We start from the raw sequence: 22,493 nt of genomic DNA on the forward strand, positions 1-22,493 counted from the left end.
CTCTCCTTGTCGTGGTTCACGTCCGTGCGACGCGTGGGTCCACCGTCGCACCGCGCGGGCTCTCGCCGCGCTCACTTGACAGTGCGGGGTTCGCGCTCACCCACCCGACGGGTTGTCGAGCGGCAGACCCTCGTCGTCGGTCGTCGTCTCAGGGTCGCCGTCATCGGCGGGGGCGGCGCTGGGCGCGCCCGGGAACGCGGACGCGCCGCCGGTCGCGGTGCCGGTTTCGACGTCGTTACCCGGGACGTCGACGTCGTCGTGCGATGCGTGGTTGTCGGGATCGCTCATCGTGCAGTCCTCCTCGTTCGTGGAGTACGCGACGCTACGCCCGCCCCGGACGGCTCCCCAGGGCATTGACACACGCGAGCGGGGAATCATCCCCGAGACGGATCGACGTCCGCCGCCGGGCCGACGCGGTGCGGGCCACCCCGTCCCTAGCGTCGAGCTATGACCACCGCACCGCTTTCCGCACCGCACCGTCTTCGCTCCGCCGCGGACCGCGCATCCGCCGTCGTCGGGGCGATCGCCGGCAACATCGTCATCCTCGGCGTCGTCGTTCTCGCCGCCCTCGTCGTCCCCGTCGCCGCAGCCCTGACCTTCGGCTCGGCGCTGCTGTCACGGCTGGGCTGACGTCGCGGGATCGTCGGGGCGCTTCGCGACATCCGTCGGCGTATGAGGAACGAGCTTCAGCCCGATGACCGCCACCACGATGCCGGCGATGAACACGACCTTTCCGGCCGAGAACGCCTCGGCGCCGCTGAGGATCGCCCAGGTGACCGTCAGCGCAGCTCCGACACCGACCCACACCGCGTACGCCGTGCCGATGGGGATCTGCTTCACGGCCCAGCCGAGTCCGAGCATGCTGAGGGTCAATCCGACGGCGAACACCGCGGTCGGTACGGGCGCGGTCAAGCCGGCGGATTGTCCGAGGGCGGTCGCCCACACCGCTTCGCAGACGGCGCTGAGCAGCAGCACGATCCACGCCACTCAGCTCACCGCCTTCAGCCCGATGACCGAAGCCACGAGCAGCAGGATGAGAAGGATCCGCGCCATCGATGCCCGCTCCTGTCGCGTCACCATCGCCCAGACCACTGTTAAGGTCGCGCCGACGCCGACCCACACCGCGTACGCCGTACCGGTCGGCAGCTCGGTCATCGCGATGGCGAGGCCCGCCATGCTGGCGGCGAGCGCGACGACGAACAGGATCGCGGGCCGCTTCCGCGTGAACCCGTCGGATGCCGCGAGCGCGGCGGCCCACACCGCCTCGAGCATCCCCGAGACGATCAGAATGACCCATGCCATGACAGACCTGTCTGAGTCAGTCTTGTCGTGTGCGGGTACTGCTCCCTCGTCCGCGGGCCCGCCGTCGGGCCCCGCATCCACCCTAGCCGCGTCGTCCGGCACTCGGCCGGCCGGGCGGACGGTCAGGGCGACGGGACGAGGAACAGTGCGTCGATGAGGCCCGGGTTGTGGGCGTGCACGAGAACACCGAACACCACGGCGTCGAAGAGCAGGTGAACGGTCACGACGTAGGCCAGCGAGCGGGTGCGCAGGAAGATGTAGCCCTGCAGCAGGGCGAAGGGGATGGTGAGCGCGGGCCCCCACGCCCGGTACCCGAGCTCCCACAGGAACGACACGAACACGATCGTCTGCAGGACGTTCGCCGAGACGTCCGCGAAGTGGCGGCGCAGCAGCGCGAAGCACGTGCAGATGAAGAACAGCTCGTCCCAGATGCCGACTGCGCCGACGCCGATGAAGAGGCGCACGATGAGCTCGGGAGTGTCGACCACCGGCCAGTTCGTGTACACGCCCGAGGTGATGAAGTAGAACGGCAGGATCAGCCAGCCGAGCACCAGGACGGCAGCGAGCCACACCCACTGGAAGGTCGACCACCGCCCTCCCCCGCGCCACGGGAAGCGGATGGCGTGGTCACGGTAGACGTATCGCGACACGAGGTAGGGCAGCACGACGGCGCCGCCGAGGGCGAGCGTGAACCGCAGCATCGCCAGGTTGTCGAGCTCCGCCTTCAGGTCGATGAGACTCACCACGACCATGCCGAGCGCGATGAGCGAGAGGTCTCGGGTCAGCGACGGGCGCGCCTCGCTCACCCGCCAGCGGTCCACGCCGAGGGCGATCACCAGCCCGACGATCAGCAGCACCCAGCCCAACCAAGGTTGCAGGAGCACGAAGAACGCCGGGGCGGCGAGGCACACGAGCAGCGCCGGCAGCGTGCTGACCGAGAGGTACGGACGGCTCCCGAGTTCGGCGTGCGGCTTCATGGCGTCAGCGCGCGTCGTCGGTGCGGACGTAGACGAGATCGCGGATGTCGCGCCCCTTGGCGATGCCCTTGCGCTCGAAGGCGGTCATCACGCGCCCCTCGAAGCGCGGCGCCCAGGCCCCGTCGAAGCCGGGCTCGAAGCCCGCGGCATCCGTCATCACCTCGCGCATCTGGAGGGCGTAGTCCTCCCAGTCCGTCGCGAGCCGCACGACGCCGCCGGGCTTGAGCACGCGCGCCGCGAGCGGGGTGAAGTCCGGCGAGATGAGACGCCGCTTGGTGTGGCGGTTCTTGTGCCAGGGGTCGGAGAAGAAGATCCACAGCTCGTCGACGGATGCCGCCGGCAGCAGGTGCTCGAGCACCTCGGGCGCGTTCGCCTCGACGAGCCGCAGGTTTCGGGCCCCGGCCCGGTGGGCGTCGAGCATGGTGCGGGCCAGCCCGGCCCGGAACACCTCGACGGCCAGGAAGTCGACCTCGGGGGCGTTCTGCGCCGCCGAGACGATGGCGTGGCCCTGTCCCGAACCGATCTCGACGATGACGGGCGCCGAGCGGCCGAACAGGGTCTCGGTGTCGACGGCCGACCCCGGGCGGACGCTGAGGACGGCCTGATCGCGCTCGACCGGTACGAGGTAGAACGAGCCGAGCTCATTCCATGCGCGTTCCTGCCCGTCGCTCATGCGCCCGCTGCGACGAGCGAACGACACGGGCCGGTCGCGGTAGCGCGGCTCGTCGCCGGTGTCGGGCACGTCGTTCTGCATGTCTCCAGGGTATCGAGCCCCGGCGTCGCTTCCCGCCCCGCGCCGGACGGGTCAGGTCGTGACGAAGTCGATGAGCTCTTCGACGCGCCCCAGCAACGCGGGGTCGAGGTCGCGGTAGGTCCGCACCGACCCGAGGATGCGCTGCCATGCGTGCGCGATGTCGGCCTGGTCGTCGGCCGGCCAGCCGAGTGCCTGCAAGACGCCCGTCTTCCAGTCGATTCCGCGCGGCACCTGCGGCCAGGCGGCGATCCCGACGGCCTCGGGCCTCACGCACTGCCACACGTCGATGTGCGGGTGCCCGACGATCTTCAGGTGCTTGCCGTGCGGTCCGCGCAGGATCTGCTGCGCGATCCGCGTCTCCTTCGAGCCGGTGACGAGGTGGTCGACGAGCACCCCGTAGCGGCGCTCCGCCGAGGGCGGCTCGTCGCGCAGCAGGTCGTCGAGCAGGTCGATGCCCTGCAGGTACTCCACCACGACGCCCTCCACCCGCAGGTCGGCGCCCCACACCTTCTCGACGAGCTCGGCGTCATGCCGCCCCTCGACGAGGATGCGCGAGGCTCGGGCCACGCGGGCACGCTGCTGCGGCGCGACGAACGATCCGGATGCCGTGCGCAGCCGACCCTGCGGAGCGGCAGCCTTCGGCGCGACGAGCCGCACGGGCTCGCCGTCGACGAGGAACCCGCCGCCGAGCGGGAAGAGACGGACCTTTCCGAGGCGGTCCTCGAGCTCCACGTTCCCGCCGCGCACCGCGACGACCGCACCGCAGTACCCGTCGGCGGCGACCTCGACGACCAGGCCGGGATCGGCGGGCACCTCGGGGACCACCTTGCGCCCGACATCGCGCCATCCCGCAGCGAGCACGTCGGTGCCGTACCTGTCGTCCATCGAACCTCCCGCGTCGCGACCCCTCGGACCGCCGGTCAGCATAAGCGGCGCGGGGCGCGACGCACGGCATCTGCGCCGCGATTCCGCTGCCCGCTGATTCTCAGTCGCCGCATAGGCTCGCACCCGGGCCCCTCAATAGAGTGGGACCGAGGCCGGTCCTCCGTCCTCGGAAGGGGAACGGATGCGCGCGCTCCGAGCACTGACGCTCTCGATCGTGGCGAGCCTCGCCCTCGTCGTGGGCGGCTCCGCCGCGGCTGTCGCCACAGAACCGGTCGACCTGGGCGCCGGTCGGGTCGTCGACGGGGCCGGGGCGCTCTCGGCCGGAGAGGAACGCGCCCTCGACGAACGGCTGACTGCGCTCAGCGGTGAGGCGGGTGTCGACCTGTGGGTCGTCTACGTCGACGCGTTCTCGAACCCGTCCGATGCCGCCGACTGGGCGAACGCCGTCGCCGACCGCGGCGGGCTCGGCGTCAACCAGTACGTCCTCGCCGTCGCGACGGAGCAGCGCAACTTCTACCTCTCGGGCGACACGGCGGGTCCGATCGACGCCGACACCCTCGGCCGCATCGAGACGCAGAACATCCTCCCCGAGCTGCAGGCCGGCGACTGGAGCGGCGCGGCCTTCGCCGCGGCCGGAGCCATGGCGGATGCCGTTGGCGGCGGTTCTCCGAGCCAGCCCGGCGCCGCGGGCGGCGGCTTCTCGGGCCTCACGATCGTGCTCGGGCTGGTGGCTGTCGGTGCCGTCATCGCCGTGATCGTCGTCGTGATGCGACGTCGGCGCACTGGAGCCGGCGGGACCCGCGGGGGCGCAGCTCCGGCCGGGGAGCCGATCGAGCAGCTCGCCCGTCGCTCCGCCGCCGCTCTCGTCGCCGCCGATGACGCTATCCGCACGAGCGAGCAGGAGCTCGGGTTCGCGACGGCGCAGTTCGGCGATGCGGCGGCGAGCGCTTTCGCCGACACTCTCGCCCAGGCGCGGCGCGACCTCGACGAGGCGTTCGGGCTGCAGCAGCGACTCGACGACGACCAGGCCGACTCCGACGATGAGGTGCGTGCGATCCACACGCGGATCCTCGAGCTTTGCGCTCACGCCGACGCCGAGCTCGACGCGCGCACCGAGGAATTCGACGGGCTGCGCGCACTGGAGCAGAACGCACCCGAGGCCCTCGTGCGCATCCAGCAGGAGCGCGCGGCGGCCGCATCCGGTCTGGATGCCGCCACCACCTCGCTGGAACGTCTGACAGCCGTGTACGCCGCCGAAGAGCTCGCGACGGTCGACGACAATCCCGACCAGGCGCGCTCGCGCCTCGCCTTTGCCGACGAGCAGTTGGCCGCCGCGCAGCGCGCGATCGCCGCCGGCGACGGGGCGGAGGCCGCCGTTGCGCTCCGCGCGGCCGAGAGCGCGATCGCGCAGGCCGCTCAGCTCGAGGCATCCGTCGACAAGGTCGCCGCCACCCTCGCCACCGCGGAGCGCGACGCAGCTGCCCTCCTGGCAGACCTCGAGGGCGACCTCGCGGGCGCGGTCGGGGTGCCCGATGCGGACGGCGCCCTCGCCGGTGTCGTCGCCGCCACTCGCCAGCAGATCGACGCCGCTCGGGCACAGCTCACGGGAGCACAGCGCCGCCCGCAGGCGGCCCTGTCGGTGCTGCTCGGTGCGAACGCGGCGATCGACGCCGCTCTCGCCGGCGCGCGCGGCGCGGCGCAGCGCGCGGAACGTGCGCGTCAGACGCTCGGCCAGCAGCTGCAGCAGGCGCGCGCGCAGGTCTCGGCCGCCGAGGACTACATCGCCACCCGGCGCGGCGCGGTCGGCGCGACCGCACGCACCCGCGTCGCCGAAGCCCGCGCCTCGCTCGACCGCGCGGAGGCCACGGCGCAGATCGACCCCGAGCGGGCCCTCGCTGATGCGACCCGCGCGGCGCAGCTCGGCGCACTCGCCGTCGAGGCCGCCCGCGGCGACGTCGGCGGTTTCGCACAGTCCGCCCCCGGTTCGGGGTCGAACGGCATGATGGGTGCCATGATCGGCGGCATGGTGCTCAACTCGCTCCTGGGCGGCGGGTCCTCCGGCCGACGCTCCTCCGGCTTCGGCGGAAGCGGGTTCGGCGGATTCGCCGGCCCCTCGCGCGGCGGCTTCGGCGGCGGTTTCGGCGGCGGCTCCCGCGGCCGCAGCGGCGGCGGCGGCTTCGGCGGCGGCGGTCGTTCGCGCCGCGGCGGCGGCCGCTTCTGACTCAGAACTCCTACCCAGACCACCCATGAAAGGAACCCCGATGGCAAAGCAGTCCATCTTCGGTCGTATCTCCACCCTCATGAAGGCGAACATCAACGCGCTTCTGGATCAGGCCGAGGACCCGCAGAAGATGCTCGACCAGCTCGTGCGGGACTACACCAACTCGATCGCCGACGCCGAGTCGGCGATCGCCGAGACGATCGGCAACCTGCGCCTGCTCGAGCGCGACCACCAGGAGGACGTGCAGGCCGCCGCCGAGTGGGGCAACAAGGCGCTCGCGGCGAGCCGCAAGGCAGACGAGCTGCGCGGCGTGGGCAACACGGCCGACGCCGACAAGTTCGACAACCTGGCGAAGGTCGCGCTGCAGCGTCAGATCAGCGAGGAGAACGAGGCCCGCACGATCGCGCCGACCATCGCGACCCAGACCGAGGTCGTCGAGAAGCTCAAGGACGGGCTCAACGGCATGAAGGTCAAGCTCGACCAGCTGCGGGCCAAGCGCTCCGAGCTGCTCGCGCGCGCGAAGACCGCCGAGGCGCAGAGCCGCGTGCACGACGCCGTCAAGTCGATCGACGTGCTCGACCCCACGAGCGAGCTCGGCCGCTTCGAAGACAAGGTGCGCCGTCAGGAGGCACTGGCCGCCGGCAAGCAGGAGCTCGCCGCGTCGAGCCTCGACGCGCAGTTCGAGAGCCTCGAGGACGTCGGTCAGCTGACCGAGGTCGAGGCGCGCCTCGCCGCCCTGAAGTCCGGCGGCGCTGCCGGCGCGATCGAGCGCTGAGACCGGTCTGATCACGATCAGCGACGTCCGGGCCGGCGATGCCGCCCGGACGTCGCTGTTCGTTTCGCGTGAACGAAGGATGACGACATGACCCGCTTCATCGTGGTGCCGCAGTGGCAGGGCTCTCCCTCCGCCCGCTCGATGACCTTGATCGACGGCGCCGAAGCGATCGCCGGCGACCTGCCGCGCAGCGCGACCGTGCGGGTCGATGTGCCGGTCGAGGCGGGCGAGGCACTCGACACCGGCATCCGTCGTTTCAGTTCGCTGCAGCGCACCCGCGACCTCATCGCGGACGCGTTGGCGGGTTCGGCCGAGCCGTCCGCGCCCGCCGCGGCGCAGACCTCCCCCACGGTCGTGATCGGCGGCGACTGCGGCGTCGCCGTCCCGGCGGTGGCTCACGCGGCATCCGCGCACCCGGATCTGGCCGTCGTCTGGTTCGACGCCCACGCCGACCTGCACACGCCGGCCTCGTCGCCGTCCGGCGCCTTCGCGGGCATGGCGTTGCAGGCGGTCTTCGGCCGCGGTCCGCTGACGACGGATGCCGCTGTCTCGGCCGACCGGGTCATCCTGGCCGGCGCGCGGGAGTTCGACGACGCCGAAGCCGAGCTCATCGATACGGTCGACCTGCGCACCGTGAGCGTCGACGACCTCGCCGACCCGGCCGCCCTGGCCGATGCGGTCGCCGCGACCGGCGCCGGCTCGGTCTACGTGCACGTCGACCTCGACGTCCTCGACCCGGCGGCGATCACCGGGGTCGGCGCGCCCGTGCCGTTCGGCCTCGACGTCCCCGCCCTCACCGCCGCGATCGGTGCGCTGCGCGAGCGGATCCCTCTGGTCGGGGCATCCATCTCGGGCTTCGCCCCCGCGCACCCCGACGCCGCCGTCGACGACATGGGTTCGGTACTCCGGATCATCGGGGCCGTCGCGTGAGCCCCGCGACACCGCCGACGGGCTGGCGCGAACGCGCCGACCGAGCCGTGCGTCGCGGCGCGGCCCTCGACCGCTGGATTCCCGCGCCGCTACTCGATTCGCCGTTCAGCCGCCTCGGCGCGGTCGCCGGCACGGCCTTCGGTCTCGTGTGGGGCACGCTGTGGTCGACGGGGCGCGTGCGCCGCCGCTCAGGACTGTGGGTGTTCACCGGCATGCCCGCATGGACCTTCGGTCGCGGCGGCGTCTGTGTGGGCTCGTGCTTCCTCACCGGGGAGCGCGAACCCGACGAACGCGTGCTGGCGCACGAGGCGGTCCACGCGCAGCAGTGGCGCCGGTACGGGCTGCTGATGCCGGTGCTCTACCTCATCGCCGGCCGCGACCCGCTGCGCAATCGTTTCGAGATCGAGGCGGGCCTGGCCGACGGCAACTACATCCCGCGGCGGGGCGACCGGGACTGATCCGGGTCAGCGGGCGGTCGCGAGACCGAAACGCTCCGGCGTGTGGATCGCGTCGGCGGCCATCCCGAGCCGACCGGTGAGGTGGTCGACGATGTCGGCCGTGCCCAGGAAGCCCCCGAGCAGGTGCACGCGCGTCGAGCGCGCGGCATCCGTGCACAGCATCTCGTCGGCCCACGCCGTGACCGCGCGGGCGAGCGCCTCGCCCGATGCGCAGGCCCGGCCGGAACCCGCCGCGCCGGTGCGCGCCGACCGGTCGAGCCAGGTGACGATCATGCGCGCGGGGACCGCCACGGAACCGATCCAGGTCGCGTCGGGGACCTCGATGAAGAGGCGGCCCGTCGAGCACAGCGGCAGCGTCGCGACGAGGGCGCCGAGCTCGGCGAGCGAGTTCTCGTCGGCGGTGATCAGCTGCTGCACGCGGGCGTGCTTCGAGGCACGGCACGCGGAGTCACTGTGGACGGTCATGATGACTCCACTATACCCCGGTGTAGGCATGCCTTACCTATACCGGGGAGCAGTCACCCGACCAGGATGCGGCGGAGCTCCACGATCTCGTCGTCGCCCAGCCCCTGTGCCCGCAGGTAGTCGACGGGTGAGCCGTATCGCTCTCGCAGGTCGTCGAGCAGCGAGCGCATCACCGGCGCCGGCGAACGCGTCGCGAGATCCACGAGGTGCGGGGCATCCGGGTGGTGGGCCTGCAGGTAGGCGACGATCGGCGCGTTCCGCTCGGCGGGCAGCAACGTCTCGGTGCGCGCGTAGTCGGCGACCACCGCGTCATCGTCGACGCCGGCCGCGGCCAGCATCAGGGCGACGGTGACGCCGGTGCGGTCTTTGCCGATCGTGCAGTGGACGAGCACCGGCTGGTCGGCCAGGACGCCCCGGACGACCTCGAGGACGCGCGGCCCCGACTCGTCCACGATCGCGCGGTACATCGAGGCCAGCGACATGTCGGCGCGGAAGAGGGAGGCCACGGAACCCAGCAGCAGCGGCACGCGCTGGGTCTGATGCCCGAACCCGTCGAGCACGGTGGGCTCGGAGCGGACCTCGTCATCATCGCGCAGGTCGATGATGCGTCGCAGCCCGACCCGCCGCAGCGCCTCGCGTCCGGCCTCGTCGACGCGGAAGAGGTTGCCCGAGCGGAAGAGCACACCCGAGCGGGTGACGCGGTCACCGGCGGGCAGTCCCCCGGTGTCGCGGAAGTTCACGGCGCCCGAGACGACGAGGGGGATGTCGTCGCTCACGCGTCGCGCTTCGGCAGGGGCGGAACCGGATAGCGGCCGGCGATCGTGATGCGGTTGAAGGCGTTGATCGACACGAACAGCCAGCTCAGCGCGACGTACTCCTCTTCGGAGAAGACGCCGCCGACGTGATCGTAGAGCTCATCCGAGACGCCCTCGTCGGAGATGTGCACGTACGCTTCCCCGAGTTCGAGGGCCGCGCGCTCGCGCTCGTCGAAGACGCCGGAGTCGCGCCAGGTCGCCAGCTGCGCGATCTCGTCAGCGGTGACCCCGACGCGGACGGCGCGGTCGACGTGCACGCGCACGCAGTATGCGCAGCCGTTGAGCTGAGAGCTGTGGATGAGCGCGAGCTCCTTGAGGCGCTCGCCGATGCCCGCATCGGCGGCGAGACGACCGACCGTGCGCGCGAACGCGTCGAGGGCGTCGTACGCCGGGCGAGCCGCTTTCGACAGGTGGATGCGGTGCTCCGGACTCATGGCTTCACACTACCCACGGCCTCCGGAAGGCGGGTGAGAATGAGAGGCACCCCGACCGAAGGACACCCGTGACCGCCGCCCCGTTCGACGAGTTCTCGTTTCTGCCCGTCCAAGCCGCCGAAATCGGGGTCCCCGTCCCCGCTGCCGAACGCCTCGGCGCGGGCACCGCGGACGGCCGCGACCTCAGCGCACTGCGCTTCGGAACGGAGGCGCCCGAGGTGACGCTGCTGCACGGCGCCGGACTGAACGCCCACACCTGGGATCGCACCGTGCTGGCCCTGGGACGCCCGGCCCTGTCGGTCGACCTCCCCGGTCACGGCGACTCCGGCTGGCGCGCCGACGCCGACTACACCGCACGCACGCTCGCCGCCGACCTCATCCCGGCGCTCGAGCAGTGGACCTCCGAACCGCAGGTGCTCGTCGGGCAGTCGCTGGGCGGCCTCACCGCCGCGGCGATCGCGGCCGAGCGACCGGACCTGGTGCGGGCGCTCGTGATCGTCGACATCGCGCCGGGACTCGATCCCGCCGGCGGCGCCGCTCAGATCCGGCGCTTCTTCGCCGGCCCCACCGATTGGTCGTCGCGGGCGGAGCTCGTCGATCGCGCCCTCGCCTTCGGTCTGGGCGGCGACCGCACCGCGGCCGAGCGCGGTGTGCTGCTGAACTCCCGCGTCCGCGCCGACGGCCGCGTGGAATGGAAGCACCACTTCGCGCGCATCGCCAATGCGTTGGCCGCCGATCCGGACGCCGCGGCCGTCGCCGATGAGCGCCAGGATGCGCTGGCCGCCGTGCTCGCGGCATCCGGCTGGGACGATCTCGCGGCGGTCACGGCTCCGATCACGCTCGTCAGAGGAGAGCGGGGCTACCTAGCGCCGGCGGACCTCGAGGCCTACCGCACTCGGCTGCCGCACGCGCGCATCGTCGAGGTCGACAGCGGCCACAACGTGCAGGAGGAGCTGCCCGCGGAGCTCGCCCGCCTAGTCCGGGACGCGGGCCTTGCAGGACGTGAACAGGGCTGACCGATGAGACGCCGCGCGCCGCGTCGCGGCCCCGGATGCGCCCCGGGGTCATCGCGGACCCTAGGCTGTATGCCGCACTGAGTTCGCGGAACCGCATCGGACAGCAACGATGCCCCGCCCTTGCGAAAGGAACCTCCTCCACATGCTTCGCCGCACCGCATTCTCCGCTGCCGCGCTGGTCACCGCCGGCACGCTGATCCTCGCCGGCTGCTCGGGCGCGTCCGACCCGTCGACCTCCGCCAGCGCAGGCGAGCCCAACCCCGACGCGAGCGTCAACATCCGCCTCGTCCTCGAGCCGTCGAATCTCGACATCCGGCAGACGGCCGGCATCTCGCTCGACCAGACGCTGATCGACAACGTGTACCAGGGGCTCGTGGCGCGCAGCGCCGCGGGCGAGATCGTCGACGCGCTCGCGAGCGCGCACGAGGTCTCGACCGACGGCCTGACCTACACCTTCACCCTGCGTGAGGGCGTGGTGTTCCACGACGGCCAGCCGCTGACGCCGCAGGATGTCGTCGCCTCCCTCACGACGCGGAAGGCGACGCCCGAATGGGCCGACTCCGAGCGACTCGCGAACGTGGCATCCATCGCCGCCGAGGGGCAGACGATCACCCTGACTCTGACGCAGCCGGACTCGAGCCTGCTGTGGAACCTCACCGGCCGCGCCGGGATCATCGTCAAGGAGGGTGACGCGGTCGACTACAACACGGCGGCCAACGGCACCGGCCCGTTCCGCGTCGCGAACTGGCGGCAGGGCGCGAGCCTCACCCTCGAGCGCAACGACGAGTACTGGGGCGACGCGGCGCAGGTCGCCGACGTGACCTTCGACTTCATCCCCGACAACCAGGCGGCCATCAACGCGGCCCTCGCCGGCGAGGTCGACGTCCTGGTCGGCTTCGACGCGAATATGACCGACCAGGTCGAGGGCAGCGGCGACTTCGTCGTCGAGACGGGCAGCGCGACCGACAAGAGCGTGCTGGCGATGAACTCCACCACCGGCCCGCTGGCCGATGTGCGCGTGCGCGAGGCCATCCGCACCGCGATCGACCACGACGCGATCGTCGAGGCCATCGGCGCGGGCCAGACGCTGTACGGCCCGATCCCCGAGTCGGATCCCGGCTACGAAGACCTCTCGGATGTCGTCTCCTACGACCCCGCGGCCGCGCGGGCGCTGCTCGGCGAGGCCGGGGTCGAGGAGCTGTCGCTCACCCTGACCATCCCGTCGGCATACAGCACCACGCTCTCGCAGATCCTCGTGTCGAACCTGAACGACGTCGGCATCGACCTCAAGGTGGACCGGGTCGACTTCGGCACCTGGCTGAGCGATGTCTACACCAACAAGGACTACGAGCTCAGCGTCGTGAACCACGCCGAGCCCCGCGACTTCGAGAACTGGGCCGACCCCGACTACTACTTCACGTACGACAACCCGGAGGTGCAGAGCCTCTACGCGCAGTCGCTCACCGCGACCGACGACGCCGCGGCCGCCGAGCTGCTGCGACAGGCCGCGCGCATCGTGTCGGAGGACCACCCCGCCGACTGGCTGTACAACTGGGCCTCGGTCATCGCCGTCGCCACGAACGTCTCGGGCATGCCCGTCGACAACGTGAACGCGCGCATCAACCTGGCCGAGATCGCCAAGAGCGACGGGTGATCCGTTACGCGCTGACGCGACTGGCCCTGCTGCTGCTGGGGCTGGTCGTGGCCAGCGTGCTGATCTTCCTCACCCTGCGGGTGCTGCCCGGGGATGTCGCGCAGCAGATCGCCGGCACCAACTCGACTCCGCAGCGGGTCGCGGCGATCCGCGAACAGCTGGGGCTCGACGTCCCGCTGCCGGTCCAGTACGCCGAGTGGATCGGCGGCCTGCTCCGCGGCGACCTGGGCACCTCGCTCGTCACCGGGACGCCCGTCGCCGAGGAGCTCGCCGCCAAGGCGCAGATCACCGTCCCTCTGGGGCTCATGTCGATGCTCGTCGCGGTGCTGATCGCGCTGCCGTTCGGCATCCTCGCGGCCCTGCGACGCGGCCGTGCTGACGGCACCATCCTCTCGTTCGGCGCGCAGGCCATCGCCGCGGTTCCCGTCGTGTGGGCCGGGATGATGCTCGTCGTGGTCTTCGCGGTCTGGCTCGACCTCCTCCCCGCTCAGGGATTCCCCCGTGATGGCTGGCGGGATCCGGGGCGGGCCTTCGCCGCCCTCATCCTGCCCGCCGTGACCATCGGCGTGGTCGAGGGGGCGATGCTCATGCGGTTCGTGCGCAGCGCCACGCTCGCCGCGATGGGCCAGGACTTCGTGCGCACCGCCGCAGCGAAGGGCCTGACCCGGCGTGCGGCGCTGCTGCGGCACGGACTTCCCACCGTCGGCCTGTCGATCATCAGCGTCCTCGGTCTGCAGGTAGCCGGCATCGTCGTCGGTGCCGTGGTGATCGAGCAGCTGTTCACGCTGCCCGGCATCGGGCGGATGCTCGTCGCCGACGTCGGACTGCGCGATCTGCCCAAGGTGCAGGGCGAGCTCCTGGCGCTGACCGCCGTGGTCCTGGTCGTGGGCTTCGTCGTCGACCTCGTGCACCGCGGACTCGACCCCCGTCAGCGGGAGGCATCATGACCGGACGTCCGTCGTGGCTGCGCCGACTCTGGGCGCTGCCCACCGGCCGGTTCGGCCTGATCGTCGTCGTCGCGATCGCCGTCATCGCGACGGTCTCGCTGGTGTGGACGCCCTTCGACCCGCAGCGGGTCGACATCCCCGCGCGCTGGTCGCCGCCCGGGTGGCCGCACCTGCTCGGCACCGACGCGTCGGGGCGCGACATCCTCTCGCTCCTCATCGCCGGGTCCCGCACGACCGTGCTGGTCGCCCTGGGCGCGGGCGCCGTGGCCACGCTGCTCGGCATAGCGCTGGCGTGCCTCGGCGCTCTCACCGGGCGGTGGACGCGCGAGGTCGTGGCGGTGCTCGTCGACATCCTCATCGCCTTCCCCGTGCTGCTGATCGCCATGATGATCTCCGCGGTGTGGGGCGGGTCGCTCTGGGTCGTCATCATCTCGGTGGGGATCGGGTTCGGGGTCAACATCGCGCGGGTCACCCGGCCCGAGCTGCGGCGGATCCTGCACAGCGACTTCGTCCTCGCGGCGCGCGCCAGCGGCCTGACGCCCGTGCAGACGGCGATCCGGCATCTCCTGCCCAACGTCGCGCCGGTGTTCATCGTGCAGCTGTCATGGGGCATGGCGGTCGCCGTCCTGGCGGAGGCGGGACTGAGCTACCTCGGTTTCGGCGCACCGACCACGCAGCCCTCGTGGGGGCTGTTGCTCAGCGAGCTGCAGACCTACCTCACCGCCCACCCGCTCAGCGTGGTGTGGCCGGGCGCGGCGATCACCATCACCGTGCTCGGGCTCAACATGCTCGGCGACGGGCTGCGCGAGGCGACCGACCCGACCCTGTCGCGACGCCGCTCCCCCGCGGCATCCCACACACCGGCGGTGGTCGCATGAGTCTCGAGGTGACCGACCTGACGATCGACCTCGACGGACGCCGCGTCGTCGACGGTGTCTCGTTCGCGGTGCCCGACGGCGCGCGTATGGGACTGATCGGCGAGTCGGGGTCGGGCAAGTCGCTCACCGCGCTGGCCGTGCTCGGCCTGCTGCCCGACGGTGCCGAGGTCTCCGGCAGCATCCGCTGGGACGGGACGGAGCTCATCGGGCGCCGCGACCGCGACCTCGCGTCGCTGCGCGGCGATGCGATCGGCATCGTCTTCCAGGAGCCGCAGACGGCGCTCAATCCCCTGCGCACCGTCGGGCGGCAGATCGCCGAACCGCTGCGCATCCACGCCCAGGCCGGCCGGCGCGAGGCGCTCGCGCGTGCCCAGGCCGATGCCGACCGGGTGCGGCTGCCCGAGGGGGCGCTGCGCCGGTACCCGCACCAACTGTCGGGCGGACAGCGGCAACGCGTCGCGATCGCGATGGCCATCGCCGCCCGGCCGCGCCTGCTCATCGCCGACGAGCCGACGACCGCCCTCGATGTGACCATCCAGGCCGAGATCCTCGATCTGCTCGGCGAGCTCGTCGACGACGACGGCATGTCGCTGCTGTTCATCACCCACGACCTGGCGGTGCTGTCGCAGGTGGCGACGGATGCCGTCGTGCTCGAACGCGGCCGGGTGGTCGAAGCCGCCCCCGTGACGCAGTTGCTGACCGCTCCGCGCTCGCCCGTCACGCGCGCGCTGCTGCGCGACGCGACGGCGACGGTGTGGCGGCCGGAGGGACGGTCATGACGACGGAACCGCTCATCACGGCCCGCGGGCTGACGCGCCGCTACCGCACCCGCGGCTCGGGCCCGTGGGCGCCCCGCCGCGAGACCGTCGCGCTCGACGACGTGGACGTCGACGTGCGACCCGGGTCGGCGCTCGGGATCATCGGCGAGTCGGGGTCGGGCAAGTCCACGCTCGTGCGTCTGCTGCTCGGGCTCGACACCCCCAGCGCCGGAAGCGTCACGATCGACGGCCGCTCCGTCGACGCCCGCGCGTCCGCCCGCAGCCTCCACTGGCTGCGCCGGCGGACGGGCATCGTCTTCCAGGACCCCTACGCGTCGCTGGATCCCCGCATGTCCGTCGGCCGCATCGTCGGCGAGCCGCTGTGGGCGCTCGGGGTAGACGGCGACCGACGTGCGCGCGTGCGCGAGGTGCTGACCGACGTCGGGCTCGACCCCGAGGCCGCCGACCGCTACCCGCACGAGTTCTCGGGCGGACAGCGGCAGCGAATCGCCCTGGCCCGCGCGATCGTGCACGGCCCCGACATCCTCGTCGGCGACGAGCCCCTGTCGGCGCTCGATGTGACGGTGCGCGCGCAGATCCTCGACGTGCTGCGCGAGCTGCGCGAACGCCACCGGATGACGCTGCTGCTCGTCTCGCACGACATCGGCGTGGTGCAGAACCTGTGCGACGAGGTCGTCGTGATGACCGAGGGACGGATCGTCGAAGAGGGTCCGACCGAGAAGGTGCTGCTGCAGCCGCAGGCGGCGTACACGCGCCGGCTGCTCGCCTCGGTGCCGGTCATCGATCCCCACCGCGCCGCGGACTGACGCGTCGGCGCCGATTCCTTGGCCGGTGTCGGCACCCGGCGTTACCGTGAGGCCATGCGCGCGATCATCCCCCCGTACATCCTCGCCCGCGTCGCCTCGGCGCGCGAGCCGCACCTGGCGCGCGCCGCGGTCGCCGCACGCGCCACCCTGGCGGCGCGTCCGGCTGACCTCGCGGGCCGCTCGCAGCTGCGGCTGACGATCGAGGGCGGCGACACCCTGGTCGCCGAGCGCGTCCCGGCGCCCGACCGTGCGGTGTCCGACGCCGAGCAGCGCGAAGAGCTGCCCGGCACCCTCGTGCGCGCCGAGGATGACCCGCCGACCGGCGATCGCGCGGTCGACGAGGCGTTCGCGGGCCTGGGTGCGACGTTCGCCTTCTTCTTCGAAGCCTTCGGTCGCGCCTCGATCGACGGTCGCGGCGGTCCGCTGGCCGCCACCGTCCACTACGGCGTCGACTACGACAACGCGTTCTGGAACGGCGATCGCATGGTCTTCGGCGACGGCGACGGCGAGGTCTTCACCGGCTTCACACGATCGCTCACCGTCATCGCGCACGAGCTGGCCCACGGGGTCACGGAGTTCTCGGGCGGGCTCGAGTACGCGGGTCAGTCCGGCGCACTCAACGAGTCGCTCTCCGATGTCTTCGGCGCGCTGACCGAGCAGCACCAGCGACGGCAGCGCGCCGACGAGGCGTCATGGCTCATCGGCGCGGGAATCTTCGCCGCCGGCGTGCAGGGCCGCGCGCTACGATCCCTCGCCGCCCCGGGCACGGCCTACGACGACGACGTGCTCGGACGCGACCCCCAGCCGGGACACATGCGCGACTACGTCGACACGACGAGCGACAACGGCGGTGTGCACATCAACTCCGGCATCCCCAATCGCGCGTTCCACCTCGCCGCAATGCGGTTGGGCGGCTACGCGTGGGAACGCGCTGGTCTCATCTGGTACCGCACGCTCACCGCGGGCACGCTCTCGCCCACCGCCGACTTCACGGCCTTCGCCCGGGCCACGGCATCCGCAGCCGCCGAGGAGTACGGTGAGAGGTCGGAGGAAGCCGACGCGGTGAGCGCCGCCTGGCGCGACGTCGGCGTGCTCGAGGATGCCACGACCGGACGATGACGCCTCGACCACGGGGCAACTGCTCATCGTGGTCGAGCGCAGCGGGGGCTTCGCCGGGCTCACCCGGACGTGGCGCGTCGAGCCCGCACCGGCCGATCGCTCCGCCTGGTTCGACCTCGTCGAGGGATGCCCGTGGAACGACGCGGCGCCACCCCGGGCGACCGGCGGCGCCGACCGGTTCCAGTGGCGGGTCACGGTCGAGGCTGCCGCATCGACCCGGCACGCCGAGCTGGGCGACGACCTCGCGCCGTCGTGGCGTGCGCTGATCGACGCCGTGCGCGCGGGGCGAGCGCCCGCCGCTCCGGGCCGGCGCACGACGCGCTGAATCAGTCCGAGCGCTGCGCGAAAAGCTTGCGCAGCCCCTTCTTCTCGTGTTCGAGCGACTTCTGCAGATAGATGGTGCCGAGCCAGCGCCCGAACTTGTGCCCGACCCGGCCCATGCGACCCACCTCGACGAAGCCGAACCGCTCGTGCAAGGCGATGGATGCCTCGGCACCCTTGTCACTGACGACCGCGACGATCTCGCGCAGGCCGAGCTGCTGGCAGGCCTCGATCAGCGCCGACAGCAGCGCGCGCCCCAGGCCCTTGCCGGTGGCCGCCTGGCCGAGGTAGATCGAGCTCTCGACGGTGTAGCGGAACCCCGTCTTGCCGTTCCAGGGCGAGGCGAGCGCGTAGCCGAGGATCTGGCCCGACGGCGACACCGCCACGAGGAAGGGCAGTTTGAGCTTGGTGAGGTAGTCGTACTTCTCGCGCCATTGCGCCTGCGACCACTTCTTCTCATCGAAGGTGACGACCGAGTTCGTGACGTAGTAGTTGTAGATCTCGCGGATGTCGGGCAGGTCGCCCGCCCGCGCCGGCCGGATCTCGAACGTGAACGGACGCTCCGTGTCGGGGGCGCGTCGCAGGTGTCGTGGCAGACGCCGGCGATCGCGGTTGAGGTCCTCCTCGAGCATGCCGCAACTCTACGCGGCGGACGTTTCCACCCCGTGACGCACCGGCTCAGCCGACCGGGGGCACCCGCCAGTCCACCGGCTCGCCGCCCCGCTCCTGCAGCAGGGCGTTGGCGCGCGAGAACGGCCGCGAGCCGAAGAAACCGCGGCTCGCGGACAGGGGGGACGGGTGCGCCGACGCGACGACGGGCGTGTCGCCGAGCAGCGGCTGCAGCGTCGCGGCATCCCGGCCCCACAGGATCGCCACGAGCGGGCGGCGGCGCGCGACGACCGCGCGGATGGCGTGCTCGGTGACGCGTTCCCACCCCCACCCGCGATGGGATGCCGGTGCCCCGGGCGACACCGTCAGCACTCGGTTCAGCAGCAGCACGCCCTGGTCGCTCCACGCCGACAGGTCGCCGTGGACGGCCGGCGCGATGCCGAGGTCGGCCTCGAGCTCGAGGTAGATGTTGGCCAGGCTCCGCGGCACGGGGCGCACGTCGGCGTCCACCGCGAACGACAGCCCGATCGGGTGCCCCGGGGTCGGGTACGGGTCCTGACCGACGATGAGCACGCGCACATCGGCGAGCGGCCGTTCGAACGCCCGGAGCACATGGTCTCCGGCCGGCAGGTAGCCGCGGCCGGCCGCGGTCTCCGCGCGCAGCCGCTCGCCCATCGCGGCGATGTCATCGGCGACGGGTGCGAGCGCGTCGGCCCAGTCCGGAGCCATCCGTCCGTCCGCGGCCAGTTCGGGAAGCGAGCGAGCAGTCACGTCTCCAGCGTAGGCGGCGCCGGTCGGGGCTCGCGGAGCGGGTCAGCTCGCGGTCGGCCGCGGACGCAGCGGTCCGCGCGCGAGCAGATGCTGCGCCGACTGCGCCACGGGTCGCATCGTGACGAGGTCGATATTGACGTGGCCGGGGGCGTCCATCGCGTACGCGATCACGTCGGCGACGTCGGCCGCGGTCAGCGGGTTCTCGACGTCGGCGTAGAGGGCGTCCGCGGCGCCGCGGTCACCGCCGAGCCGATTGAGTGAGAACTCCTCGGTGTGGACCATGCCGGGGGCGATCTCGACCACGCGGATCGGCTCGCCGTTGAGTTCGAGGCGCAGGGCGTGCACGAGCATCGACTCCCCCGCCTTCGCGGCGTTGTAGCCGGCTCCACCGGGATAGGCGGTCTGGGCCGCCGTCGAGGTCACGAAGACCGTGTCGGCGTGGCCCGCGCCCGCGCGGATGCGCTCGCGCAGCAGCGGCAGCACGGCGGCGGTGAGCAGCTGCGCCGACAGCACGTTGACCTCGAACATCCAGCGCCAGTCCTCGGGCCGTCCGTCCTCGACACGGTCACTTCCGCGAGCTCCGCCCGCGACGTGCACCAGGGCGTCGACGCCGCCGGAAGCCTGGAGGTGCGCCGCGAGAGCGGCGACATCGGCCTCGCGGCTCAGGTCGGCGGCGAAGGAGGTCGAGCCGACCTCGGCGTCGAGGGCCTCGAGCCGGTCCGCGCGGCGCGCGACCCCGACGACATCCCAGCCGCGGCTGCGCAGCACGCGCACCGTGGCCTCGCCGATACCGGAACTCGCACCCGTCACCACTGCCCGTCGCGTCATGGTCCCACCGTAGCCGCCGCGCGCCCTCCGCCCGGCAGCGACGGCGGCGGCGGCGCTGCCGGGAGGTTACGTCGCATGTCCCGCGCGTTGTCGGCCGCGGACACCCTCCGTACGCTCGATCCGGGGACGGCGCCTGCCGCCCGCCGTCCGACCCGATGGAGGCCCGCATGTCCGCATCCGAGAACTGGCGCTTCGAGACCAAGCAGATCCACACCGGTGCCGCACCGGACCCGGTCACGAAGGCCCGCGCGACGCCGATCTACCAGACGACGTCGTACGTGTTCGACAGCTCCGACCACGCGGCCAACCTCTTCGCCCTGGCCGAGTTCGGCAACATCTACACGCGGATCCAGAACCCGACCCAGGATGTCGTCGAACAGCGCCTCGCCGCTCTCGAGGGCGGCACGGGTGCCCTGCTCGTCGCCTCGGGTCAGGCAGCCGAGACGTTCGCGATCCTGAACATCGCCGAGGCCGGAGACCACTTCGTCGCCTCGAGCTCGATCTACGGCGGCACCTACAACCTCTTCAAGTACACGCTCGCCAAGCTCGGCATCGAGGTGACGTTCGTCGAGAACCAGGATGACCTCGAGGAGTGGCGCCGTGCGGTGCGCCCGAACACGAAGCTGTTCTTCGCTGAGACCATCGGCAACCCGCAGATCAACGTTCTCGACATCCGCGGCGTCGCCGATGTCGCGCACGAGGCCGGGGTGCCGCTCATCGTCGACAACACGATCGCCACCCCTTACCTCATCCGTCCCTTCGAGCACGGCGCCGACATCGTCGTGCACTCCGCGACGAAGTTCCTCGGCGGTCACGGCACGGTCATCGGCGGCGTGATCGTCGACGGCGGACGCTTCGCCTGGTCGGAGCACTCCGAGCGGTTCCCGGGCCTGACGACCCCCGATCCGTCGTACCACGGAGCCGTCTACACGCAAGCAGTCGGCGACGGCCTCGCCTACGTCATCAAGGCGCGGGTGCAGCTGTTGCGCGACCTCGGCGCCGCCATCTCGCCGCAGAGCGCATGGCTGCTCATCCAGGGCATCGAGACCCTGTCGCTGCGCATCGAGCGGCACGTGCAGAACGCGCAGGAGATCGCGGAGTGGCTCGAGAACCACGACGACATCGCGTCGGTGAACTACTCCGGCCTGCCGACGTCGCCCTGGTACGCCGCGGCCAACCGCTACGCCCCGAAGGGCGTCGGCGCAGTGCTGTCGTTCGAGCTCAAGGGCGGCGTCGCCGCCGGCCGCGCGTTCGTCGACGCACTCGAGCTGTTCAGCCACCTCGCCAACATCGGCGACGTCCGCTCGTTGGTCATCCACCCCGCCTCGACGACGCACTCGCAGCTGACGCCCGAGCAGCAGCTCACGACGGGTGTCACACCGGGCCTCGTGCGCCTGTCGGTCGGGCTCGAGAGCATCGACGACCTCAAGGCCGACCTCGAGCAGGCTCTCGCCGCCGCCCGTGCCGTAGCGGAGGCCGCGCGCGCGTAACGATCCCTCCTCAGGACGACGGATGCCCCGGCCCACCGATCGGTGGGGCCGGGGCATCCGTCGTTGCGGCGCAGCCGGGGAGGTCAGTCGGCGTCGGCGGCCGTCGTGATCTCTTCGCCCTGGACCTGGTCGCGGTCGTTCTTCTGCTTGTCGCCGCGCGTCTTGGCGAGGCTCGCGACGGTCGCGACGGCGACCGTCGCCGCGATGAAGAGCAGCGAGAACCAGATCGGGATCTCGGGCACCCACAGCAGCGGTTCGCCGCCGTTGATGAAGGGCAGCTCGTTGACGTGCAGCGCGTGGAAGACGAGCTTCACACCGATGAACGCGAGGATCACCGCGAGACCCTGTGCAAGGTACACGAGGCGCTCGAGCAGCCCGCCGATGAGGAAGAAGAGCTGACGCAGACCCATCAGGGCGAACGCGTTGGCGGTGAAGACGATGTACGCCTCGTTGGTCAGGCCGTAGATGGCCGGGATCGAGTCGACCGCGAAGACCAGGTCGATGAAGCCGATCGCGATGATCACCAGCAGCATCGGCGTGACGAAGCGCTTGCCGTTCTTCTTCACCGTCAGCTTGTCGCCGTTGTACTCGTCCGAGACGGGCAGGTGCCGGCGCACGAAGCGCATGAACTTGCCGTTGGCCGGATCGGAGTCGCCGTGCGCGAACGCCTGGCGGTACGCGAGGAACAGCAGCAGCGCACCGAAGATGTAGAAGATCCACGAGAAGTTGTCGATGAGCGCGGCGCCGATGGCGATGAACGCGCCACGCATGATGAGCGCGATCACGATGCCGATCATCAGCACCTTCTGCTGGTACTTCTTGGGCACCGCGAAGCCGGTCATGATGATGAGGAACACGAAGAGGTTGTCGATCGACAGCGCCTTCTCGGTCAGGTATCCGGCGAAGTACTCGCCCGCGAACACCCAGCCCCAGCCGGGCACGAGCCCGATGACGACGCCGAAGATCAGGGCGAGGCCGATGTAGAACGCGGACCAGCGCGCCGATTCGGCAATCGTGGGCTCGTGCGGGGTGCGCACGTGCGCGAAGAACTCGTACACGAAGAAGGCGATCGTCACCGCGATGGTGATGAGCCAGACGAGCGGAGTGATATCCAAGAAGGTCTCCAAGGGGTCGACGGAAGCGAACGGCCAGGTCTCCTTCATCCCCGGAGGGACCGGCGTCCCGGAACTCAACGTCGGGTTCGTAATGACGAGATCGCCGCAGGCGGAAGTACTCCCCTTGCTTCGCGGTATCTTACG

27 protein-coding genes and 1 riboswitch are annotated in these 22,493 nt (G+C 71.5%); of the genes, 14 read left to right on the forward strand and 13 right to left on the reverse strand.

Annotation, left to right across the window (positions count from 1 at the left end; translation table 11 throughout):
• Positions 1-96: 96 nt before the first annotated feature.
• Positions 97-288, reverse strand: a complete 192-nt coding sequence (locus PUW82_RS12835; protein WP_274222661.1) for a hypothetical protein — start codon at positions 286-288, stop codon at positions 97-99.
• Positions 289-447: 159 nt separating this feature from the next.
• On the opposite strand from PUW82_RS12835, the gene PUW82_RS12840 reads away from it, so the two are divergent.
• Positions 448-630 carry a hypothetical protein gene (locus PUW82_RS12840; RefSeq protein WP_274222662.1) on the forward strand — a complete coding sequence of 61 codons (183 nt, stop codon included), beginning with the start codon at positions 448-450 and terminating at the stop codon, positions 628-630.
• Here PUW82_RS12840 and PUW82_RS12845 read toward each other — a convergent pair.
• The 5 genes from PUW82_RS12845 to PUW82_RS12865 all read right to left on the reverse strand — a co-directional run bounded on the left by PUW82_RS12845 (position 616) and on the right by PUW82_RS12865 (position 3,918).
• Complete coding sequence (locus PUW82_RS12845; RefSeq protein WP_274222663.1) at positions 616-987, reverse strand: DMT family transporter; 372 nt, start codon at positions 985-987, stop codon at positions 616-618. The genes PUW82_RS12840 and PUW82_RS12845 overlap by 15 nt on opposite strands.
• A complete protein-coding gene (locus tag PUW82_RS12850; RefSeq protein ID WP_274222664.1) occupies positions 988-1,302 on the reverse strand; it encodes a DMT family transporter in 315 nt (104 codons plus the stop codon).
• 10 nt (positions 1,303-1,312) lie between these two features.
• Positions 1,313-1,377, reverse strand: a riboswitch (guanidine-III (ykkC-III) riboswitch).
• A 47-nt stretch (positions 1,378-1,424) separates the two neighbouring features.
• Positions 1,425-2,279: a CPBP family intramembrane glutamic endopeptidase gene (locus tag PUW82_RS12855; RefSeq protein WP_274222665.1), complete on the reverse strand. Its 855-nt coding sequence runs from the start codon at positions 2,277-2,279 to the stop codon at positions 1,425-1,427.
• 4 nt (positions 2,280-2,283) lie between these two features.
• Positions 2,284-3,033: a tRNA (guanosine(46)-N7)-methyltransferase TrmB gene (gene trmB, locus PUW82_RS12860; RefSeq protein WP_274222666.1), complete on the reverse strand. Its 750-nt coding sequence runs from the start codon at positions 3,031-3,033 to the stop codon at positions 2,284-2,286.
• A 51-nt stretch (positions 3,034-3,084) separates the two neighbouring features.
• The gene (locus PUW82_RS12865; protein WP_274222667.1) at positions 3,085-3,918 is read right to left on the reverse strand and encodes a DUF3097 domain-containing protein; all 834 of its coding nucleotides are present in this window, start codon (positions 3,916-3,918) and stop codon (positions 3,085-3,087) included.
• 181 nt (positions 3,919-4,099) lie between these two features.
• Between PUW82_RS12865 and PUW82_RS12870 the strand changes: the two genes are divergently transcribed.
• The 4 genes from PUW82_RS12870 (at position 4,100) to PUW82_RS12885 (ending at position 8,302) form a co-directional block, all read left to right on the forward strand.
• Complete coding sequence (locus tag PUW82_RS12870; RefSeq protein ID WP_274222668.1) at positions 4,100-6,139, forward strand: TPM domain-containing protein; 2,040 nt, start codon at positions 4,100-4,102, stop codon at positions 6,137-6,139.
• A 40-nt stretch (positions 6,140-6,179) separates the two neighbouring features.
• Positions 6,180-6,914: a PspA/IM30 family protein gene (locus tag PUW82_RS12875; RefSeq protein WP_274222669.1), complete on the forward strand. Its 735-nt coding sequence runs from the start codon at positions 6,180-6,182 to the stop codon at positions 6,912-6,914.
• 87 nt (positions 6,915-7,001) lie between these two features.
• Positions 7,002-7,844, forward strand: a complete 843-nt coding sequence (locus PUW82_RS12880; protein ID WP_274222670.1) for an arginase family protein — start codon at positions 7,002-7,004, stop codon at positions 7,842-7,844.
• Positions 7,841-8,302 (forward strand): Fe-S oxidoreductase, encoded by a 462-nt coding sequence (locus tag PUW82_RS12885; RefSeq protein WP_274222671.1) that lies wholly within the window; start codon positions 7,841-7,843, stop codon positions 8,300-8,302. The genes PUW82_RS12880 and PUW82_RS12885 overlap by 4 nt, the downstream gene beginning before the upstream one ends.
• A 6-nt stretch (positions 8,303-8,308) precedes the next feature.
• Here the strand turns inward: PUW82_RS12885 and PUW82_RS12890 are convergent, their stop codons facing one another.
• From PUW82_RS12890 to PUW82_RS12900, 3 genes are read right to left on the reverse strand one after another with little or no spacing between them, the layout of a single operon-like run.
• Positions 8,309-8,767 (reverse strand): ferredoxin reductase domain-containing protein, encoded by a 459-nt coding sequence (locus PUW82_RS12890; RefSeq protein WP_274222672.1) that lies wholly within the window; start codon positions 8,765-8,767, stop codon positions 8,309-8,311.
• Between the two features lie 53 nt (positions 8,768-8,820).
• Positions 8,821-9,543 (reverse strand): tyrosine-protein phosphatase, encoded by a 723-nt coding sequence (locus tag PUW82_RS12895; protein WP_274222673.1) that lies wholly within the window; start codon positions 9,541-9,543, stop codon positions 8,821-8,823.
• A complete protein-coding gene (locus PUW82_RS12900; protein WP_274222674.1) occupies positions 9,540-10,016 on the reverse strand; it encodes a carboxymuconolactone decarboxylase family protein in 477 nt (158 codons plus the stop codon). Before PUW82_RS12900 ends, PUW82_RS12895 begins: the two co-directional genes overlap by 4 nt.
• A gap of 68 nt (positions 10,017-10,084) precedes the next feature.
• Here PUW82_RS12900 and PUW82_RS12905 point away from each other — a divergent pair, with 68 nt between their 5' ends.
• The 8 genes from PUW82_RS12905 (at position 10,085) to PUW82_RS12940 (ending at position 17,540) form a co-directional block, all read left to right on the forward strand.
• Positions 10,085-11,032 (forward strand): alpha/beta fold hydrolase, encoded by a 948-nt coding sequence (locus tag PUW82_RS12905; protein ID WP_274222675.1) that lies wholly within the window; start codon positions 10,085-10,087, stop codon positions 11,030-11,032.
• Between the two features lie 142 nt (positions 11,033-11,174).
• A complete protein-coding gene (locus tag PUW82_RS12910; RefSeq protein WP_274222676.1) occupies positions 11,175-12,686 on the forward strand; it encodes an ABC transporter substrate-binding protein in 1,512 nt (503 codons plus the stop codon).
• Positions 12,683-13,633 carry an ABC transporter permease gene (locus PUW82_RS12915; RefSeq protein WP_274222677.1) on the forward strand — a complete coding sequence of 317 codons (951 nt, stop codon included), beginning with the start codon at positions 12,683-12,685 and terminating at the stop codon, positions 13,631-13,633. The genes PUW82_RS12910 and PUW82_RS12915 overlap by 4 nt, the downstream gene beginning before the upstream one ends.
• Complete coding sequence (locus tag PUW82_RS12920) at positions 13,630-14,511, forward strand: ABC transporter permease (protein WP_274222678.1); 882 nt, start codon at positions 13,630-13,632, stop codon at positions 14,509-14,511. Before PUW82_RS12915 ends, PUW82_RS12920 begins: the two co-directional genes overlap by 4 nt.
• Positions 14,508-15,290, forward strand: coding sequence for an ABC transporter ATP-binding protein (locus PUW82_RS12925; RefSeq protein ID WP_274222679.1), 783 nt, complete (start codon positions 14,508-14,510; stop codon positions 15,288-15,290). Before PUW82_RS12920 ends, PUW82_RS12925 begins: the two co-directional genes overlap by 4 nt.
• Positions 15,287-16,096: an ABC transporter ATP-binding protein gene (locus PUW82_RS12930; protein WP_274222680.1), complete on the forward strand. Its 810-nt coding sequence runs from the start codon at positions 15,287-15,289 to the stop codon at positions 16,094-16,096. The genes PUW82_RS12925 and PUW82_RS12930 overlap by 4 nt, the downstream gene beginning before the upstream one ends.
• A 54-nt stretch (positions 16,097-16,150) precedes the next feature.
• Positions 16,151-17,215, forward strand: coding sequence for a M4 family metallopeptidase (locus PUW82_RS12935; RefSeq protein ID WP_274222681.1), 1,065 nt, complete (start codon positions 16,151-16,153; stop codon positions 17,213-17,215).
• The gene (locus PUW82_RS12940; RefSeq protein WP_274222683.1) at positions 17,196-17,540 is read left to right on the forward strand and encodes a protealysin inhibitor emfourin; all 345 of its coding nucleotides are present in this window, start codon (positions 17,196-17,198) and stop codon (positions 17,538-17,540) included. The genes PUW82_RS12935 and PUW82_RS12940 overlap by 20 nt, the downstream gene beginning before the upstream one ends.
• A gap of 1 nt (position 17,541) precedes the next feature.
• Here PUW82_RS12940 and PUW82_RS12945 read toward each other — a convergent pair whose 3' ends face one another.
• From PUW82_RS12945 to PUW82_RS12955, 3 genes are all read right to left on the reverse strand, one after another.
• The gene (locus tag PUW82_RS12945) at positions 17,542-18,168 is read right to left on the reverse strand and encodes a GNAT family N-acetyltransferase (protein WP_274222684.1); all 627 of its coding nucleotides are present in this window, start codon (positions 18,166-18,168) and stop codon (positions 17,542-17,544) included.
• Positions 18,169-18,214: 46 nt separating this feature from the next.
• Positions 18,215-18,874, reverse strand: a complete 660-nt coding sequence (locus tag PUW82_RS12950) for a uracil-DNA glycosylase (RefSeq protein ID WP_274222968.1) — start codon at positions 18,872-18,874, stop codon at positions 18,215-18,217.
• A gap of 84 nt (positions 18,875-18,958) precedes the next feature.
• The gene (locus PUW82_RS12955; protein WP_274222685.1) at positions 18,959-19,744 is read right to left on the reverse strand and encodes an SDR family oxidoreductase; all 786 of its coding nucleotides are present in this window, start codon (positions 19,742-19,744) and stop codon (positions 18,959-18,961) included.
• Positions 19,745-19,911: 167 nt separating this feature from the next.
• On the opposite strand from PUW82_RS12955, the gene PUW82_RS12960 reads away from it, so the two are divergent.
• Complete coding sequence (locus tag PUW82_RS12960) at positions 19,912-21,234, forward strand: bifunctional o-acetylhomoserine/o-acetylserine sulfhydrylase (RefSeq protein WP_274222686.1); 1,323 nt, start codon at positions 19,912-19,914, stop codon at positions 21,232-21,234.
• Positions 21,235-21,317: 83 nt separating this feature from the next.
• On the opposite strand, the gene PUW82_RS12965 is transcribed toward PUW82_RS12960, so the two are convergent.
• Complete coding sequence (locus PUW82_RS12965) at positions 21,318-22,349, reverse strand: TerC family protein (protein WP_274222687.1); 1,032 nt, start codon at positions 22,347-22,349, stop codon at positions 21,318-21,320.
• Between the last annotated feature and the right edge of the window lie 144 nt (positions 22,350-22,493).

Origin of the sequence: Microbacterium thalli (genome assembly GCF_028737325.1) — a bacterium.
In the GTDB taxonomy this organism is placed as follows: Bacteria; Actinomycetota; Actinomycetes; order Actinomycetales; family Microbacteriaceae; genus Microbacterium; species Microbacterium thalli.